Origin of the sequence: Marinobacter sp. SS13-12 (genome assembly GCF_030227115.1) — a bacterium.
Taxonomy (GTDB): Bacteria; Pseudomonadota; Gammaproteobacteria; order Pseudomonadales; family Oleiphilaceae; genus Marinobacter.
Map to the genome: position 1 here is coordinate 787,660 of NZ_JASSUA010000001.1, position 16,450 is coordinate 804,109.

The 16,450-nt window shown below is 59.1% G+C and carries 17 protein-coding genes; 10 read left to right on the top strand and 7 right to left on the bottom strand.

The features are described 5' to 3' along the window. Positions 1 to 8: 8 nt before the first annotated feature. From QPL94_RS03585 to pilG, 5 genes are all read right to left on the bottom strand, one after another. Positions 9 to 908 carry a CheR family methyltransferase gene (locus QPL94_RS03585; protein WP_285355574.1) on the bottom strand — a complete coding sequence of 300 codons (900 nt, stop codon included), beginning with the start codon at positions 906 to 908 and terminating at the stop codon, positions 9 to 11. 27 nt (positions 909 to 935) lie between these two features. Next, a complete protein-coding gene (locus tag QPL94_RS03590) occupies positions 936 to 3,011 on the bottom strand; it encodes a methyl-accepting chemotaxis protein (protein ID WP_170979024.1) in 2,076 nt (691 codons plus the stop codon). 94 nt (positions 3,012 to 3,105) lie between these two features. After that, on the bottom strand, positions 3,106 to 3,651 hold the full coding sequence (locus QPL94_RS03595) for a chemotaxis protein CheW (RefSeq protein WP_137436354.1): 546 nt from the start codon (positions 3,649 to 3,651) through the stop codon (positions 3,106 to 3,108). Positions 3,652 to 3,671: 20 nt separating this feature from the next. Next, complete coding sequence (gene pilH, locus QPL94_RS03600) at positions 3,672 to 4,034, bottom strand: twitching motility response regulator PilH (RefSeq protein ID WP_011787171.1); 363 nt, start codon at positions 4,032 to 4,034, stop codon at positions 3,672 to 3,674. Between the two features lie 32 nt (positions 4,035 to 4,066). Continuing rightward, positions 4,067 to 4,459, bottom strand: coding sequence for a twitching motility response regulator PilG (gene pilG, locus QPL94_RS03605; protein WP_007154228.1), 393 nt, complete (start codon positions 4,457 to 4,459; stop codon positions 4,067 to 4,069). A 296-nt stretch (positions 4,460 to 4,755) separates the two neighbouring features. Between pilG and gshB the strand changes: the two genes are divergently transcribed. The 8 genes from gshB to QPL94_RS03645 all read left to right on the top strand — a co-directional run bounded on the left by gshB (position 4,756) and on the right by QPL94_RS03645 (position 11,653). Beyond that, positions 4,756 to 5,703, top strand: a complete 948-nt coding sequence (gene gshB / locus QPL94_RS03610; protein WP_137436353.1) for a glutathione synthase — start codon at positions 4,756 to 4,758, stop codon at positions 5,701 to 5,703. Between the two features lie 39 nt (positions 5,704 to 5,742). Next, the gene (locus QPL94_RS03615; protein ID WP_285355580.1) at positions 5,743 to 6,609 is read left to right on the top strand and encodes an energy transducer TonB; all 867 of its coding nucleotides are present in this window, start codon (positions 5,743 to 5,745) and stop codon (positions 6,607 to 6,609) included. Continuing rightward, on the top strand, positions 6,606 to 7,172 hold the full coding sequence (locus tag QPL94_RS03620) for a YqgE/AlgH family protein (RefSeq protein ID WP_285355581.1): 567 nt from the start codon (positions 6,606 to 6,608) through the stop codon (positions 7,170 to 7,172). Before QPL94_RS03615 ends, QPL94_RS03620 begins: the two co-directional genes overlap by 4 nt. Then, a complete protein-coding gene (gene ruvX / locus QPL94_RS03625) occupies positions 7,165 to 7,605 on the top strand; it encodes a Holliday junction resolvase RuvX (RefSeq protein ID WP_285355582.1) in 441 nt (146 codons plus the stop codon). The genes QPL94_RS03620 and ruvX overlap by 8 nt, the downstream gene beginning before the upstream one ends. Before the next feature lie 32 nt (positions 7,606 to 7,637). Then, positions 7,638 to 8,147 (top strand): bifunctional pyr operon transcriptional regulator/uracil phosphoribosyltransferase PyrR, encoded by a 510-nt coding sequence (gene pyrR / locus QPL94_RS03630; RefSeq protein WP_137436350.1) that lies wholly within the window; start codon positions 7,638 to 7,640, stop codon positions 8,145 to 8,147. Positions 8,148 to 8,178: 31 nt separating this feature from the next. Next, positions 8,179 to 9,192 (top strand): aspartate carbamoyltransferase catalytic subunit, encoded by a 1,014-nt coding sequence (locus QPL94_RS03635; protein WP_285355583.1) that lies wholly within the window; start codon positions 8,179 to 8,181, stop codon positions 9,190 to 9,192. Next, a complete protein-coding gene (locus tag QPL94_RS03640) occupies positions 9,189 to 10,460 on the top strand; it encodes a dihydroorotase (RefSeq protein WP_285355584.1) in 1,272 nt (423 codons plus the stop codon). Before QPL94_RS03635 ends, QPL94_RS03640 begins: the two co-directional genes overlap by 4 nt. Before the next feature lie 269 nt (positions 10,461 to 10,729). After that, complete coding sequence (locus QPL94_RS03645) at positions 10,730 to 11,653, top strand: putative solute-binding protein (protein ID WP_228263362.1); 924 nt, start codon at positions 10,730 to 10,732, stop codon at positions 11,651 to 11,653. A gap of 41 nt (positions 11,654 to 11,694) precedes the next feature. Here QPL94_RS03645 and QPL94_RS03650 read toward each other — a convergent pair whose 3' ends face one another. Next, positions 11,695 to 11,967, bottom strand: a complete 273-nt coding sequence (locus QPL94_RS03650) for an HU family DNA-binding protein (protein ID WP_137436346.1) — start codon at positions 11,965 to 11,967, stop codon at positions 11,695 to 11,697. A 263-nt stretch (positions 11,968 to 12,230) separates the two neighbouring features. On the opposite strand from QPL94_RS03650, the gene QPL94_RS03655 reads away from it, so the two are divergent. Together QPL94_RS03655 and QPL94_RS03660 are read left to right on the top strand one after the other, a co-directional pair. Beyond that, complete coding sequence (locus QPL94_RS03655; protein ID WP_285355585.1) at positions 12,231 to 13,295, top strand: hypothetical protein; 1,065 nt, start codon at positions 12,231 to 12,233, stop codon at positions 13,293 to 13,295. 25 nt (positions 13,296 to 13,320) lie between these two features. Further along, entirely contained in the window at positions 13,321 to 15,381 is a 2,061-nt protein-coding gene (locus QPL94_RS03660) for a TRAP transporter large permease subunit (RefSeq protein WP_285355586.1), read from the top strand. 10 nt (positions 15,382 to 15,391) lie between these two features. On the opposite strand, the gene QPL94_RS03665 is transcribed toward QPL94_RS03660, so the two are convergent. After that, positions 15,392 to 16,351: an AraC family transcriptional regulator gene (locus QPL94_RS03665; protein ID WP_285355587.1), complete on the bottom strand. Its 960-nt coding sequence runs from the start codon at positions 16,349 to 16,351 to the stop codon at positions 15,392 to 15,394. Positions 16,352 to 16,450 lie beyond the last annotated feature (99 nt).

Genomic DNA, 16,450 nt, shown 5'->3' on the forward strand with positions numbered 1-16,450 from the left:
CACTCCGGTTATTCTTCGTCAGTCTGGCGTTTGATCCACGCCAGCACATGTTCCGAGGGTACCCTCTGTAAGCCAGGGGGCTGCCAGTCGGTCAGTTCTCCCTGGCCCAGGACCAGCAACCCCCCGGGCGCCAGCCGCTCTGCAAGCCGTTTTACGATTTCCCGCCGGCGCCAGCGCCGGAAATAAATCAGCAGATTCTGGCAGAAGATAATGTTCATTCCGTGCATGGGAGCGTGTTTCAGGTCCAGCACATTCAGCCTTGTGAAACACACCCGCTCCCGGATGCTTTTTACAATTTCGACGTTGTTCCGCTCTGCCGGCCGGAAGTACCTGGCCTTCATGGCTTCGTCCATGCCCATCAGCTTGCGCGCACTGAACAGGCCGGACTGGGCCTTGTCGATGGCGGGCTTGCTGATGTCGGAGCCGGTAACTCCGAACAGTGGCTGTAGCGACAAGCCTTCCATACACTCGTTCAGCAGCATCGCCAGCGTGTAGGGCTCTTCGCCAGTGGAGCAACCCACACTCCAGGCCTCCAGGGGGCGCTTTTTCAGCGCTTCACGGGGCCGGGTAAGCACATAGTCAGACACCAGCCTGAAAGCATCCGGATCCCGGAAAAACCGGGTTTCCTGTACCGTCAGCCGGTCCACCAGGGTGGACCACTCCATAATGGCATCCGGGCCGGATACGATCTGTTCGTAGTAGGCCTGGTAGCTGCTGCATCCGATCTCCCGCATGCGGATCCCGAGGTTGGTTTCGAGAAACGACTTGCGGCCAGATGACAGGGTAATGCCGGTACGGTGCTCAAGCAGTGTCTGCCACTGGCTGAACTGCGCCTCATCCATATCGGGGAGTCGGCGCAGTGACCAGATGCCGTCGGCAGGTGACAGATGGTTGCGTGTTTCAGCCATAAACTGTCAGCAGCCTCGGAGCGATAATCAGCTCACCACCGGAACGTCGCTGTCTTCCTCTTCTTCCTGGTCGACTGACTCCTCTTCGGGCAGTGTGAAGCCCGCAACCGAGGACCGCAGCTCAGACGCCATTTCTGCCAGGTTACCGATGGACTTCGCAGTCGCGTTGGTACCGGAGGAGGTCTGCGAGGTGATTTCCTGGATGACGTTCATGGTGTTGGAAATGTGAGCCGCAGAAGAAGACTGCTGACGCGCTGCGTTGGAGATGTTCTGGATCAGTTCCGCCAGACTCATGGATACGTTCTCGATTTCCTCGAGGGCGATACCCGCATCCTGGGCCAGACGGGCACCACGGACCACCTCGGCGGTGGTGTGCTCCATGGAGATAACCGCTTCGTTGGTGTCCGACTGGATCGTCTTGACCAGCGCTTCAATCTGCTTGGTCGCCGCAGAGGAACGTTCCGCAAGGCGCTGAACCTCGTCCGCAACCACCGCGAAGCCCCGGCCCGCGTCACCGGCCATGGAGGCCTGGATGGCTGCGTTCAGGGACAGGATGTTGGTCTGGTCGGCGATGTCGTTGATCAGCGATACGATGTCACCGATTTCCTGGGAAGACTCACCCAGGCGCTTGATCCGTTTGGAGGTTTCCTGGATCTGCTCACGGATGTTGTCCATGCCGCGGATGGTGTTCTGTACCACTTCCGCGCCTTTCTTCGCGATCGCAACCGACCGCTCCGCAACCGCGGAGGATTCTGCAGCGTTCGAAGATACCTGGTCGATGGACACCGCCATCTCGTTGACCGCTGCAGAGGCGCCGGCAATTTCCTGGGCCTGGTGTTCGGACGCATCCGCCAGGTGCATGGCTGTGGCCTGGGTTTCCTGGGCGGCTGACGCTACCCGTACCGCCGTACCACGAATGGCCTGTACCAGGCCGCGCATCTGGTCGATCGCGTAGTTGATGGAGTCGGCGATGGCACCGGTGAAGTCCTCGGTTACCGTGGCCTCGGTTGTCAGGTCACCATCGGCCAGGTCAGCCAGTTCGTCCAGCAGTCGCAGGATCGCGTTCTGGTTCTGCTCGTTCTGCTCCTGGGTCGTCGCCAGACGCTCCTGAGCTTCGCGGTAGAGAACCACACCGATCATCACCACGATACCAACCATGGCAGCCAGAATGATAAAGGCGAGAGTCGGGCTGATGAAGCGGGAGCCGGCCTGGCCGGTAAACTTCGTGGCAAGAACCGACAGCTCGTCCAGCAGAACCTGAGAGTTCTGGAAGATGTCGCTGGCCGCAGTACGCACCTTGAAGAGGTCGGGAGAGGCTTCAAGGATGGCGTCTACGTTCTGGGATACGAATTCAAACAGCTCACCGACGGCTTCGAGGCCGTAGATGGCATCTTCGTCGTTAACCTGGGAGATGCCCATGGCCGGGTTGCCGTTTACCTGACCGTCAAGAACGCGGCCGAACAGGCTGGCGTCACGACCGAAACGGTCGGCGGCGATAACCGCGTCTTCATCACCGGACAGAACGTTGTTGACTGAGCGAACAATCCGCTCTGCCAGCAGCGACTGGCGCTGGGCCAGGGCGATCTGTTCGGCAGGGGCGTTGTTATCCAGCAGGATCTGAACGATGTCGTCGTACTCCACCTGGAGCTGCGGGATGGTTTCGTTCAGGGTCCGGGCCACTTCGTGAAGGCCGAGTACCGCGTCCCGGGTGGACAGGATGCTGTCAGCGTTGTTCCGTACTTCCTGCCAGGTTTCCTGCACGCCGCTTTCCTGGGCAAGCTGGCTCGGGGGCAGGCCGGTTTCCGGGTTGCCATCAACCACATAACCCCACAGGCGCTCGAATTCGTCACGGGAACGTCGCAGAGCGTCGAAGGCTGAGGCGGTACCGCCCGCTGCTTCCGTCGCGTTCTTTGCGATTTCCTGTGACAGTACCCGCAGCTCCGAAGCGTGGGCGATGTAGGCCTGGTCGTTTTGGCTGTCCTTGTTGATAATGAACAGCACTGCAACGAGCAGGACGGTCAATGCGATCAGTGCGGCGATCAGGCCGGCAACAAGCTTGTTGCCTCCCTGTCCCATACTGAGTCTTCCGGCTCTATTTTTCATTTTCTGGCTCCCGGCCTCTTCTTCGTAATATTGGCAAGTTTGATTCTGCGGGCGTTGGGCAGGCGGGAAGGAGTTCCTGCCGTTGTCACCGCCCTTACCATTGCGCTACATCCAGGAAGCGTTCGTCCCCGAGCAGCTCGGCGGCGGAAAACACTTTCCAGACTTCCTCGTTACGCTCGTAACCGCCATTTACAAACGGCTGAACGTTTGCAGGCACATCCTGTGGCGATGCCACGAAGCTGTCCACTGCGAAATACTGCATGCCCGAGACACTGTCGACTACCAGGCCACTGAATACGTCGCCCTGCTCCACAACCAGCACCCGGCGCTCACGCTGGCTGCGGGAAGAGCGGGGGATTTCAAAAAAGCCGGCAAGGTCGACCAGTGGCAGGAGGCGGCCCCGCACGTTGGCGGCACCCAACATAAACTGATGAACCCCCGGTATATGGGTATAGCGGGGGACATGGAGGATTTCAGTGACTTCACCCATGGGCGCAACGTAGCGCTCGCCCGCCAGAACAAAGCCGATCCCGTTCCAGAGCTCGACGGCTTGCTGTTGTTCCGGCAGACCGGCAGCCATGGTGCGACTGCGTCGGGCGATATCCGTCAGAACGGCAAAGGGGGCGGCCTGTGCGGACATGCTTACTCCACGGTTGGGGATCAGGCAATCAGGCTGTTGATTGTTTTGATCAGGTCGTCTTCGTTGACGGGTTTTACAAGGTAGCCCTTGGCACCCTGACGAGTACCCCATACCCGGTCCGTTTCCTGATCCTTGGTGGTCACGATAACCACCGGGATGGACGCGGTTTCCGGGGCGCGGGTCAGCTGGCGGGTGGCCTGGAAGCCGTTCAGGCCGGGCATTACCACGTCCATCAGAACCAGGTCCGGAGTTTCTGCGCGGGCCTTGGCAACGCCGTCGGCGCCATTGTCGGCCGTCAGCACTTCGTGCTTGTGCTTTTCCAGAATGGTCGAGATTTTCTTAACCTCGGTCGGGGAATCATCAACAATCAGAATGCGGGCCATGGTGTCCTCAATAGTTCTTTGCTTCAGCAGGTTTACTGTTCCGCTTGGGGAACGTACTGGCGAATAGTGTTAAGAAGCTCGTCCTTGCTGAACGGTTTGGTCAGATACTGGTCTGATCCGACAATTCGGCCTTTGGCCTTGTCGAACAGTCCGTCTTTGCTGGAGAGCATGATAACCGGCGTCTTTTTGAAAGAGGAATTGTTCTTGATGAGTGCGCAGGTCTGATAGCCGTCCAGCCGGGGCATCATGATATCTACAAAAATGATGTTGGGCTGGGAATCGGCAATTTTCGCCAGAGCGTCAAAGCCGTCTGTTGCCGTAATGACTTCGCAACCGACCTTCTTCAGAAGGGTCTCAGCGGTGCGACGAATGGTCTTGCTGTCGTCGATCACCATAATCTTCAGATTCTCGAAGTTGTCATCCATTGTCCAACTGCCTTGCGCTCTGCGACTGTCGTTATTTTTCAACCGGGGGTTTTAACACAAACGTTAACGTTGTTCTATAAATCCCGCTCATTTATAGAGTATTGGGGGCCGGATAAAAAGTATAACTTTGTGACCAAATGTACTTCTGCCCGGAAAGTCACGTATTTGATACGGGATTTCTCCGGATGCATTCGCGGCTCGGGTACAATACCATCTGTGTTCACAGCATAGCACTTATTGCTGACAGCGCTCTGCAGACCGGTTCGTGTTTTCAACCTTTTACCTGACGAGGCATTATGACAGTCCGACTCGGAATTGTGATGGACCCCATCGAGAAGATCCATTTCAAGAAAGACAGCTCACTGGCGATGCTGCTGGCCGCCCAGAAGCGGGGCTGGCAAATTGAGTACATGGAGCTGCCGGACCTTTACCTGAAGGGTGGGCAGGCCAGAGCACGAACCCGTGACCTGACGGTGCACATGAACCCGGACGACTGGTTCAGCTTCGGTGGCTCCCAGGAGAGGGCGCTGGGTGATCTGGACGTTATCCTGATGCGCCAGGACCCGCCGGTGGACCGCGAGTTCCTGATGGCGACCTTCATACTGGAGATTGCCGAGCAACAGGGCGCCCTGGTGGTCAATCCCGCATCGACGCTTCGTGACTGTAACGAAAAGTTGTTCGCAGCCCAGTTTGAAGACTGCACCCCACCGCTGATCGTGACCCGCTCTGCCAAGCGGCTGAAGGATTTCTACGCCGAGCATGGTGATGTCATCATGAAGCCGGTGGATGGCATGGGCGGGCGTTCGATCTTCCGCGTCAAGGAAAACGACGACAACCTCGGGGTGATCATCGAAACCCTGACCAACCATGGTGCCCACCAGGCCATGGCACAGAAATACATTCCCGAGATCAAACAGGGCGACAAGCGCATTCTGCTGATTGATGGCGAGCCGGTTCCCTACGCACTTGCGCGTATCCCCTCCCACGGGGAAAATCGCGGTAACCTGGCGGCGGGTGGCCGGGGCGAAGGCCGCGAACTGACTGCCCGGGACCGGGAAATCTGTGATCGTGTGGCGCCGGTGATCAAGGAAAAAGGGCTCATTTTTGTCGGTATCGACGTGATCGGTGACTACCTGACCGAGATCAACGTCACCAGTCCCACCTGCATCCGGGAACTTGACGCCGCATTCGGAATCGATATCTCCAGCCAGTTGATGGATGCCATAGAGCGGCGTCTGAAATAATGGTCCCCAGCCGGGTCTAACCGAAGGTATACAGTAGTAATGGCAGTACAGGTCAGCGACTTCGATCGGTTTTCTTTTACGCTTTTCATGGCGCTGGCGCTCCATGCCATTGTGGTGCTGGGCATTACCTTTGCGCCGGAATCGCCTCGTTCCTCGGCCCAGACCATGGAAATCACCCTGTCGCAGTTTGATGACGAGACCGATCCCGAGGAAGCCGATTTCCTCGCCCAGACCAGCCAGAAAGGCAGCGGTACCGAGGAAGAGGCGGTGGAGATGACCTCGCCGCAGCCCACGGACATCAGCCAGCAGAAGATTGCCGAGGTTCAGCCGGAACCGCCCTCGAAGGTTGAACCGGTGAGCCAGCAGGAACAACCTGTGGTGCAGACCGAGGCAAGTAGTGAACGCCAGGTGTCGAAGCCGGATACCTCGGAACCGGCATCGGAAGAGCCGTTGCCGGTGAAGGAAAAGAAAAGCCTGATGGAGCGCAGCCTGGAAATCGCCAGCCTGGAGGCCAGGTTTGACCAGCAGCGGCAGGCCTATGCCAAGAAGCCCAGAGTCATGCGTGTTACGGCGGCCTCTACCCTGAAATCGACCAACGCCTGGTACGTGCAGAACTGGGTCAGCAAGGTGACGCGGGTCGGGAACATCAACTATCCTAAACAGGCTAGGCAGGCCGGCATCTATGGCAACTTGCGTATGCTGGTTTCCCTGAAGAAGGATGGCACAATCAAGGAACTGGCTATACTCGAATCATCCGGGAGTACCGTGCTTGACGATGCGGCAATACGCATCGTTCGAATGGCAGCACCCTTCGCGCCTTTCCCGGAAGATATGCGCGAGAATGTCGACGAACTGGAAATTATCCGCACCTGGGTATTCGAACGGCGGGGGCTGACATCAGGATGACAGCATCGAAACACTCTCCACACAGTCTGCGACACCAGTTTCTGGTGGCGTCTCCCTATTTGCAGGACCCCCGTTTCCACGGTGCGTTGATCTACCTGTGCGAGCACTCCGATGAAGGCGCCCTGGGACTGACGGTGAACCACCCCCTGGACATTCATCTCGGTGAAATCCTCGAACAATTGGACATGGAAGGTGGCGAACTGGACGTGCCCGTATACGGTGGTGGCCCGGTGCAGCCGGAACGCGGCTTCGTGCTGCATTCCCCCGATGTCGGCTGGCAGAATACAGCGCGGGTGTCTGACGATGTCCTGCTGACCACTTCCCGGGATGTGCTCTCCGACATTGGCGCCGGCAACGGGCCCGAAAACTATCTGGTGTGTCTGGGCTACGCAGGCTGGAGTGAAGGGCAGCTGGAAGACGAGCTGGCCAGTAACGCCTGGCTGACCTGCCCCGCCACCCCCGACATCCTGTTCCGCACCCCCTGGGAAGACCGCTACCAGGCTGTACTGAAACTGATCGGTATTGACCTCAACCAGCTCAGCGAGTTTGTTGGCCATGCCTGAGGCCGGAAACCGCCGGGTAATGGCCTTTGATTTCGGCACCCGGCGAATTGGTGTTGCCAGTGGCCAGGAGTTGCTCGGTACTGGCAAACCCCTGATCATGCTGACGGCCCGGGATGGCGTCCCGGACTGGGATCAGATTGGCCGCCTGTTGGAAGAATGGAAGCCGGATTGCGTGCTGGTAGGCCTGCCCCTGAACATGGACGATACCGAGAACGACATGTGTGCCCGGGCCCGTAAATTCGGTAAACGTTTGCACGGCCGCTTTCATGTCGAAGTGGAAATGGTGGACGAGCGCTTGACCAGTTTCGAGGCCAAAGGCGATGTCATGGCCGCCGGTGGCAGCCGTGATTTTGGCCGTGACGGGGTGGATGATCGCGCCGCCGTACTGATTCTGGAAACCTGGTTTCATCAGCAGGAATCCCGTTCTGCCTGAGCAGGCTCAGGCTGTTGTATGAGAGGACTCAAATGACTGCATTGCTTGATATGGACCGACTGCTGGACGACCTGGAAGCGGGCCTGCGCAGGAAGCTGGAAGAGCGGGGAGTGACAGCTCCGGCATTGATCGGCATTCGCACGGGCGGTGTCTGGCTTGCGGATGTCATGAGCAAGCGCCTGGGCCTGAAAGAACCCTGGGGCGAGCTGGATATCTCTTTTTACCGGGATGACTTCAGCCGCATCGGCCTGAACCCGAAAGTGAAACCGTCCAGCTTGCCTTTCAGCACCGAAGACCGGGACATTATCCTGATTGACGACGTCATCATGAGTGGCCGCACCATCCGCGCGGCGATGAATGAAATTTTCGATTATGGCCGGCCGGCGAGTATTATCCTCGCCACACTGGTGGATCTGGGCGCACGGGAGCTGCCGGTGCAGCCGGACGTAACCGGCCGGGTGCTGGCCCTGCAGTCTCACCAGCGGGTGAAATTGCGTGGCCCGGACCCTCTGCACATAGAATTACAGGAAACGGGCAAGTAATCAGCGAACGCATAACATCAACAGGCGACACATGACGGCAAACGACCCTTCCTCGACATCCCTTCAACTTACCGCCGACGGCCAGCTTCGGCATTTCCTGACTCTTGATGGCCTGAACCGGACGCTATTGACTGAAATTCTCGATACTGCAGATTCCTTTATTGAAGTGGGTGAGCGCAGCATCAAGAAAGTGCCGTTACTGCGGGGCCGTACCGTTGTGAACCTGTTCTTCGAATCCAGCACCCGCACCCGCAGCACCTTCGAGCTGGCGGCCAAGCGCCTGTCGGCGGACGTGCTCAACCTGGACATCAACACCTCCGCCACCTCCAAGGGTGAGTCCCTGTCCGACACCCTCCTGAACCTTGAGGCCATGGCCAGTGACATGTTCGTGGTACGCCATTCCCAGAGCGGTGCTCCTCACTTTATTGCCGAAAGCGTGACCCCGGGCGTGGCCATTATCAACGCCGGTGACGGCCGCCACGCCCACCCTACCCAGGCCATGCTGGATATGCTCACCATCCGTCAGCACAAGGGGCGTTTCGAGGGCCTGAAAGTTGCGATCGTGGGCGACGTGCTGCACTCGCGGGTGGCCCGTTCCCAGATCCGCGCCCTGAACGAACTGGGCGCCGCCGAAGTGCGGGTGATTGCACCGGCCACCCTGCTGCCAAGAGACGTGGAAAGCCTGGGCTGCACTGTGGAATACGACATGGCCCGGGGCATGAAGGATCTGGATGTGGTGATCATGTTGCGGCTGCAGAAGGAACGTATGGAAGGGGCGTTGCTGCCCAGCGAACGGGAGTTCTACCGGCTCTATGGCCTCAATCGGGAGAAACTGGCCCTGGCCGACCCCGGCTGCATCGTAATGCACCCGGGCCCCATCAACCGGGGTGTGGAGATAGAATCGGCGGTGGCCGATGGGCCGCAATCGGTGATCCTTAACCAGGTTACCAACGGCATCGCCATCCGCATGGCGGTGATGTCCATGGCCATGGGCGGCCAGATGGCAGAGCGCAATCGCAAGCTGGCAGGGAGGGCCGAGGGATGAGCAGCCTGAAGATTACCAGTGGCCGCCTGGCGAATACCGATGCTGAAACCACAGTCCTGATTCGCGATGGCCATATTGCCGCGCTAGGCGAGGCTGCTGAAAGAGAGTCTGCCGATCGCGACTTTGATGCTGCCGGCTGTATTCTGGCGCCCGGCTTTGTGGATCTGTGCTGCAACCTGCGTGAACCGGGCAATGGCCAGAAAGGTAATATTGCCTCGGAAAGCCTGGCCGCCGCTCACGGCGGATTCACAACCCTGTGTGCGTCTCCGGACACGTCGCCCGTGAACGATTCCGGGGCAGTCACCAATCTGATACTCGACGTCGCTGCCAAGCGTTCGGCGGTGCGGATACTGCCCGTGGGCGCTATCACCCGCGGCCTGGAAGGCGACCTGCTCAGCGATATGGCGGGCCTGGCCAGCGCTGGCTGTATTGCCCTGGGCAACGGTGCCCGTCCGGTGAAGAATGCGCGGGTGCTGCGCCGCTGCATGGCCTATGCCCAGACCTTCGGACTCACCGTGATGTTCAGCCCCGAGAACCAGGCCCTGGCGGCTGACGGTTACGCCCACGATGGCCTGGTGGCCTCCAGGCTGGGGCTGCTGGGTATTCCGGAAGTGGCGGAAACCGCTGCGGTCATGGAAATGCTGCTGCTGGCAGAAGAAACCGGCGTGCGGCTGCACCTGAGCCAGTTGTCCTGTGCCCGTAGCGTGGAAATGCTGGCCGATGCCCGCAAGCGCGGTATTGCAGTGACCGCTGATGTCGCCATGCACCAGTTGCTGTTTACCGAAGAGGCATTGGCCGGTTTCGACAGCCGCTACCATGTGCGGCCACCGCTGCGCTCGGAGCAAGACCGGCAGGCTCTGCTTGCCGGCGTACGTGACGGCGTGATCGATGCCATCACCAGCCAGCACCAGCCCCACGACTCCGCTGCCAAACAGGCACCCATGGCGGCCACTGAGCCAGGACTCTCTACCATCGAGAGCACTCTGTCGATGGGCCTGCTGCTGGTGGAGCGAGGGGAGCTGGACAGGGCAAGCCTGGTCCGGGCGCTAACCACTGGCCCGGCTTCGGTCATTGGTCGTTCTGCTGAACTGCGGGAAGGCGCGGTGGCAGACCTGTGCGTGTTTGACCCCGCTGCCAGCTGGAGGCAGGGCGACACCAACCTCTGTTCCGTGGGGCGCCACGTTCCTTTGCCCGGTAAAGATCTGCCAGGTGTGGTTCGGCTCACCCTGTGCAATGGACGACAGGCCTGGCCCCACAATAACCTGTAGCTCGAGCTTTCATGTCGACAAAATGTGGCAGAGGTTGCGAAACCTCTGTCGAGCCCGTCACAGATCCTTACCTTTTTGCTTCAGAGCCCTTGATGACAGGCACCTGTGCCAACGTATTCTTGTCGTGGCCGACCTAATCTCGGCCAGACAATAATAATTCAGGAGTCATCCCCGTGAAACTAATCAACCTACCGCGAAAGGCCACAGCGGTTGCCGCCCTGTGTGCCAGTCTTGCGTTGTCGCCGTTCGCTCAGGCGGAATCGGACCTCATGGAGCGAAGCTTCTGTGTGTTTGATCCGGTCGGAGCCAACGGTCCGCTGTTCGCCATCACCAAAACCTTCCAGCCCATTGCCCTCAAGGAAGGTATAAAGCTGAACCTGCGTGCCTATACCGACGAGAAAGTCGCGGCCGAAGACTTCAAGGCCGGTCAGTGTGACGCAGTGCTGCTAACCGGCACCCGAGCCCGCGAGTTCAACAAATTCACCGGTACCCTGGAGGCTATGGGTGCTGTGCCCGGTGAGGAGGAAATGCGGCTGCTGTACAACACCCTCAGCCAGGAAAAGGCGCGGCCGTTCCTGATCGACGGCGACTACGAAGTGGCCGGCGTTTTCCCCGGTGGTGCGGTGTACCTCCATACCCGTGACCGGGCGATCGATTCCGTGGAAAAGCTGCAGGGCAAACGCATTGCCACCCTGGATTTCGACACCGCCTCCGTACGCATGGTGCGCCATGTGGGTGCTTCCGTGGTGGGCTCCAACTCCGCCAATTTTGCCGGCAAGTTCAACAATGGCAGTGTCGACCTGGCCTACGCGCCGGCAGTCGCCTATTCCCCCCTGGAACTCTACAAAGGCGTTACCCCGAACGGGGGTGTTTTCAAGTACGCACTGGCCTACATGAACTTCCAGGTGATTATCCATCGCGACCGCTTCCCGGATAGTGCTGGCCAGATGGTGCGCGACCAGGCCATCAAGCGCATTGATGAGGCCTACGGCATTATTGCTGAAGCGGAAGCCGGGATACCAGAGGATGTGTGGATGCATCCGCCACAGGAGGACGTGGCTGAATACGACAAGATGCTCCGCAAGGTGCGGTTGTCGTTACTGGAGGACGGCGTTTATGACGAACGAGCCATCAGCCTGATGAAGGCGATCCGTTGCCGGGTGGATGGTTCCCGTTCCGAATGTGCGTCCTGAGCCGGTAATACCCAGGGGCCCGGCGGCCCCTGGTTGCTGCTTTAGCGGATCGAGTCCTTCAGCGCCTTGCCTGCCTTGAAGCCGACAGTCTTGCTGGCGGGGATCCGGATGGTTGCCCCGGTTTGAGGGTTACGGCCATCGCGAGCGTCACGGCTGCGGATGTTGAAGGTACCGAAACCGATCAGGGTAGTATCTTCGCCCCGGGCAGCGGCTGCGGAGATCTGGTCGGTGAATGCGGTGATCACTTCGCTGGCTTTGTCACGGGTCAATCCGGTCTGGTCTGCAACAGCAGCGGCAAGTTCAGGTTTGCGCATTGAGTACTCCTTGTTGTCGTTTTTGGTTGTTGGCCGGCAGCTGCGTAACCGCCGGCTGACCAAATCTATAGCGGTTTGCGACCCATTGTGCAAACCGGTAGTCCAGATACATTTGAATCTCCGCCGTCATTTGCGGGCGGAGTCGCATAAAAACAGGGAGTTGTCGGCGATAATGCCGTTTCGGTTACAAACTGTAACTGAACAGGTGCGCGGCCCCGGCCGGACCATGTTCCGGTCGCCCTATAAGAAAAAGGTACGAAGTTATGACACATATTCTGAAACCTGCCAGCCGGCTCCCTCACGGGCTTGTCCGGTTTCGCGGTGCCGTATCGGCTGTGTTTGCCGGTGTGATTCTCAGTGGTTGTGGTGTCGTCAACAACATGATCTACAAAACCACCGGCGACGTGATGCAGGGCTTCTCCCGCAATCACACTGTGCCCTATCTTCTGGAAAGCGAAGATCTGGCCATGGGCTGCGCCATGAGTGAGGCCACTGCACCTTTGCTGATGTCCTTCGGACGCGTAACCAGTGAACCGGACCAGCTGGCAGTGATGCTCTACCTGTCCGCCGGTGGCTGCGCCGAAGAACAGGCCCGAGAGCACGAGCTGGCCAGCCTGGGTGCATTGCGTGCCAGGAACGCGGAACAGGCCGAAGATGCCATGATCCGCCAGAAGCGTGCGCTGTCACTGGCCGCCAAGCGTTATCACCGGGGCTGGAAACACCACAACGCTTTCTACGGCAAGCCGGATGCGGGCGAATGTCCCGGATTTGATGATGACCTGGGCGAGTTTATCTATCTGGCGGGCCTGCTTTCGGGCCTGCAGGCACTGAATTCAGAGATTCAGTCGACCTCGTCCATCGGGGTCCCCAAGAATATTGGTTCCACGGTTGCCCGGGCCACCAGCTGCCTTGAGAACGACAAGTGGTGGGGTGCGCCCATGGCTTTGCGTGCCACGGTCTGGTCGATGATCCCCGGTGCGCTGCCTGATGGTGAGGATCCCTTCCAGCGCCTGGACATTGCGGATGAGCAGGGTGAAGAGGCCGGCGTAAGAATCAGCCATGTTTTCCACGCTATTGCCGCCCAGAACAAGGGTGACCACGAGCGCCTGCGTTCTGTTATTCGCAGCCATGCCGACGCCATCGCCGAAACACCGGCGAATGAAGAATGGAAGTTCGTGGACGCCATGGCCACCCAGATGATTGTCGCTATATCCGACCGCATGTGGATGGAAAATACCGGGCATCGTACGCCGACCGGCAAGCTGGGAACCTTCTGGGATGACGAGAAGGAAACCGTCGAAACCATGGATCTGGATGATCTGCTGTAAATCAACATTCCCAGAGTGAGTTGTTATGTTCCAGGGTGGTTTTCACCGTAGTGGCAGGGAATGGTTCTCTTCCCTGCCGGCCTGTCTGCTTCTGCTGGCGGTGGTGCTGTTTTCCACCAGCAGTGATATTCACAACCAGATGCTGCGCGGTGGCGAGCAGCTGTGGAGTGGCTATTACAAACTGAGGGCAGACCCGGTACAGCCATCCTGTGATCCCAACGTGGATATCGAAGCCGCGGTGCAGGAAGAGCTGGCGAAAGAGGGCAGCGACAATCCAATGGCCGCGTTGTTGGGCGAGGCCGAGAAAGATCCTGACGAGGTTCGCCTGGCCATTGAACGCTCGGTGGAAAACTGCCGCCAGAGTTACCGGAGCTACGAAAACCTCAAGGACAAGCTCACCCCGGGTGTGAAAGCCTACCGGACGGTTGAGCTGTTCGTGGCAGACCTGATTGCTTTCGGCCTGGAATCCCAGCGCTATATCCTGGTTATCCTCGTCATGCTGTGTGCGGTAACCGCCACCCTGACCCGCCACCACATCGCCATGCGGGCCATGGAAACACGCCTCGACTACACCGTTTCCCATACCCTGCAGACAGTGGCCAATGCCATGTTGCTGGGGTCCAGCGTAATCTTCAGGCAGTCCAGTTTCGGCTCAGACAACACCATGTCCTCCGCGGAGCTGTTGCTCCACAACCTGTGGGTTATCGGGTTCGCTGCGTTGACCCTGGCCAGCCTCTATCGACTGATACGGGTGCCGGACGACCTGCAAGAGGGTGGTGAGCTGAACAAGGCCTTCCTGGCTGTCCCTCTTTATACCGTTATGTGCCTGATATCAGGTACCTACTTTGCCCTGATCGGTCATGCCTCCGGTATCGGTATCTACCTGGGCAAGATGATGGAACTGTCGGACATGTTCCTCAACGTTGGCCTGTATGTGTGGGTAGGCATGATGCTCAAGCAGACCCGCCTCGCCACCCTGGTGTTCAATGTGTTCCGGCCCTGGCGGATGCCGCCGGAGCTTCTTGCGGTTGTGGCGGTGCTGGTCGCAGCCGTACCTACCGCCTACACCGGTGCTTCCGGTATCTTCGTCATTGCTGCCGGTGCCGTCATCTACAGCGAATTACGCGCCGCCGGAGCCCGCCGCCATCTGGCGCTGGCCGCTACCGCCATGTCCGGCTCACTCGGTGTGGTGTTGCGGCCCTGCCTGCTGGTGGTGGTCATCGCTTACCTCAACCGGGAAGTTACCACCGACGAGCTGTTTGGCTGGGGTATCTGGGTGTTCGTACTGACTGCGGCCATGTTTACTGCCGTGGCACTGACGGTTAACCGCCAGAGCAAGTTCGACCTGGCGCCGGCATCGGTCGCCTTTGCACCGATGATGTCGGCATTGAAGCAACTGATTCCCTACGTCCTGGTGATCACAGCCGTGGTACTGCTGTACCGCTATGCCCTGGATGTGAAAATGGATGAGTTCTCGGCACCCCGGCTGCTGCCGGTGATCATGCTGGCCATTCTGCTGTATGAGCACATCAGCCTGAAGAACCGCAAGGGCCGGGCCAGTGGCGAGATCAATCACCAGGGCCTGGAGCGCAGCCTGCGCTCCGCCACCAATGACACCACCGCTGAAATTGGCGCACTGCTGTTGCTACTGGGGTTGTCGGTAAGCATCGGCGGCGTGATCGAGCGTTCCCACATCATGGGGGCCTTCCCCCAGGCCTTCGACAGCGCCTGGTCCGCCATGCTGCTGATGGTGGTGATCCTGGTCATTCTGGGCATGATCATGGACGCTTTCGGCGCCGTTATTCTGGTGACCGCCACCGTAGCGACCATTGCCTACAGCAGTGGAGTTCATCCAATTCACTTCTGGATGGTGACCCTGGTGGCCTTCGAGCTGGGCTACCTCAGCCCGCCGGTGGCACTGAACCACCTGTTGACCAGGCAAGTGGTCGGCGAAGCGGAAGTGCTGGCGGCTCAACAGGAAGACGGTACCTTCTACCAGCGCCACGAACGTATCATCATGCCACTGATTGCCATGGGCTTATCGCTGGTGCTGGTGGCATTCGTGCCGTTGCTTTTCTACGCCTGAGCCGGGAAAGTCAAACCGGCTCAGGCGTTCTCCGTTCACCACGCAGAAGGGTCACATCCGCCTTGGGCGGCGCACCAAACAGCCGGCTGTATTCGCGGCTGAAGTGTGATGGGCTTTCGTAACCCACGCGGTAGCTGGCGGTAGCGGCCTCAAGCCCCTCGGTCAGCATCAGCCTCCGGGCTTCATGCAGCCGTAGTTTTTTCTGGAACTGCAGCGGCGACATCCGGGTTACCTGTTTGAAACTGTGGTACAGGGTGGACTCGCTCATGTTGGCCGCTTCCGCCAGTTCGCGGATTCGCAGCGGTTCCGCGTAGTGATCTTTCAGTGCCGAGATTACGGTAGAAATCCGGTGAGACTGGGACTCGGCAGAGGCAAACTTCCGCATGCGCGATCCCATGTCACCGATCAGAGTCCGGTAGATGATTTCCCGCCGTGCCAGGGGCGCCAGAATGGCAATATCCTCAGGAGTGTCCAGCAGGCTGAGCAGCCGGTAAAGCGCCCCTTGCATCAGTTCGTCCATGGATGAAATGCACAGACCGCACTGGACCTCCGGGCAGGCTCCGTATGGGTCCAGCGGAGGCGCCTTGTCGCCCAGTTCCAGCACCAGGTCCGCCACTTCCTGTGGTTCCACTTTGAGTTTTGCCGCCAGGTAGGGTTGCTCCTCGGAAGCATGGGTAATTCGACCCAGCACCGGCAGGTGAACCGAGCTGGCCAAATAGGAAAGTGGTTTGTAGGTGATTTCGCGGTCGCCCAGCTGGATGGTTTTGGTGCCCTGAATCACGAAACACAGCGAAGGCTCATAGACACTGGAACCACAGCTGGAGGGCTGGTCGCAACGAATCAGTTCCACACCATTAATGGCTGAACCCTGAATGCCCTGTTGAGTCGTCCATTGACCGACTACCCGGGCGAGCTGTTGCTGCAGGTTGAGGGTGAGATTTCCGGAAATCTCAGGAATGGTGGCAGTCATCGGTGGGTCTCCCTTTCGGGGCAGTATAGTACTTCGCACCCTGAATCGTATGGGTGTTCATGTAGGTTCTGCAGGATCAGGCAATGACCGCGCAGAAAT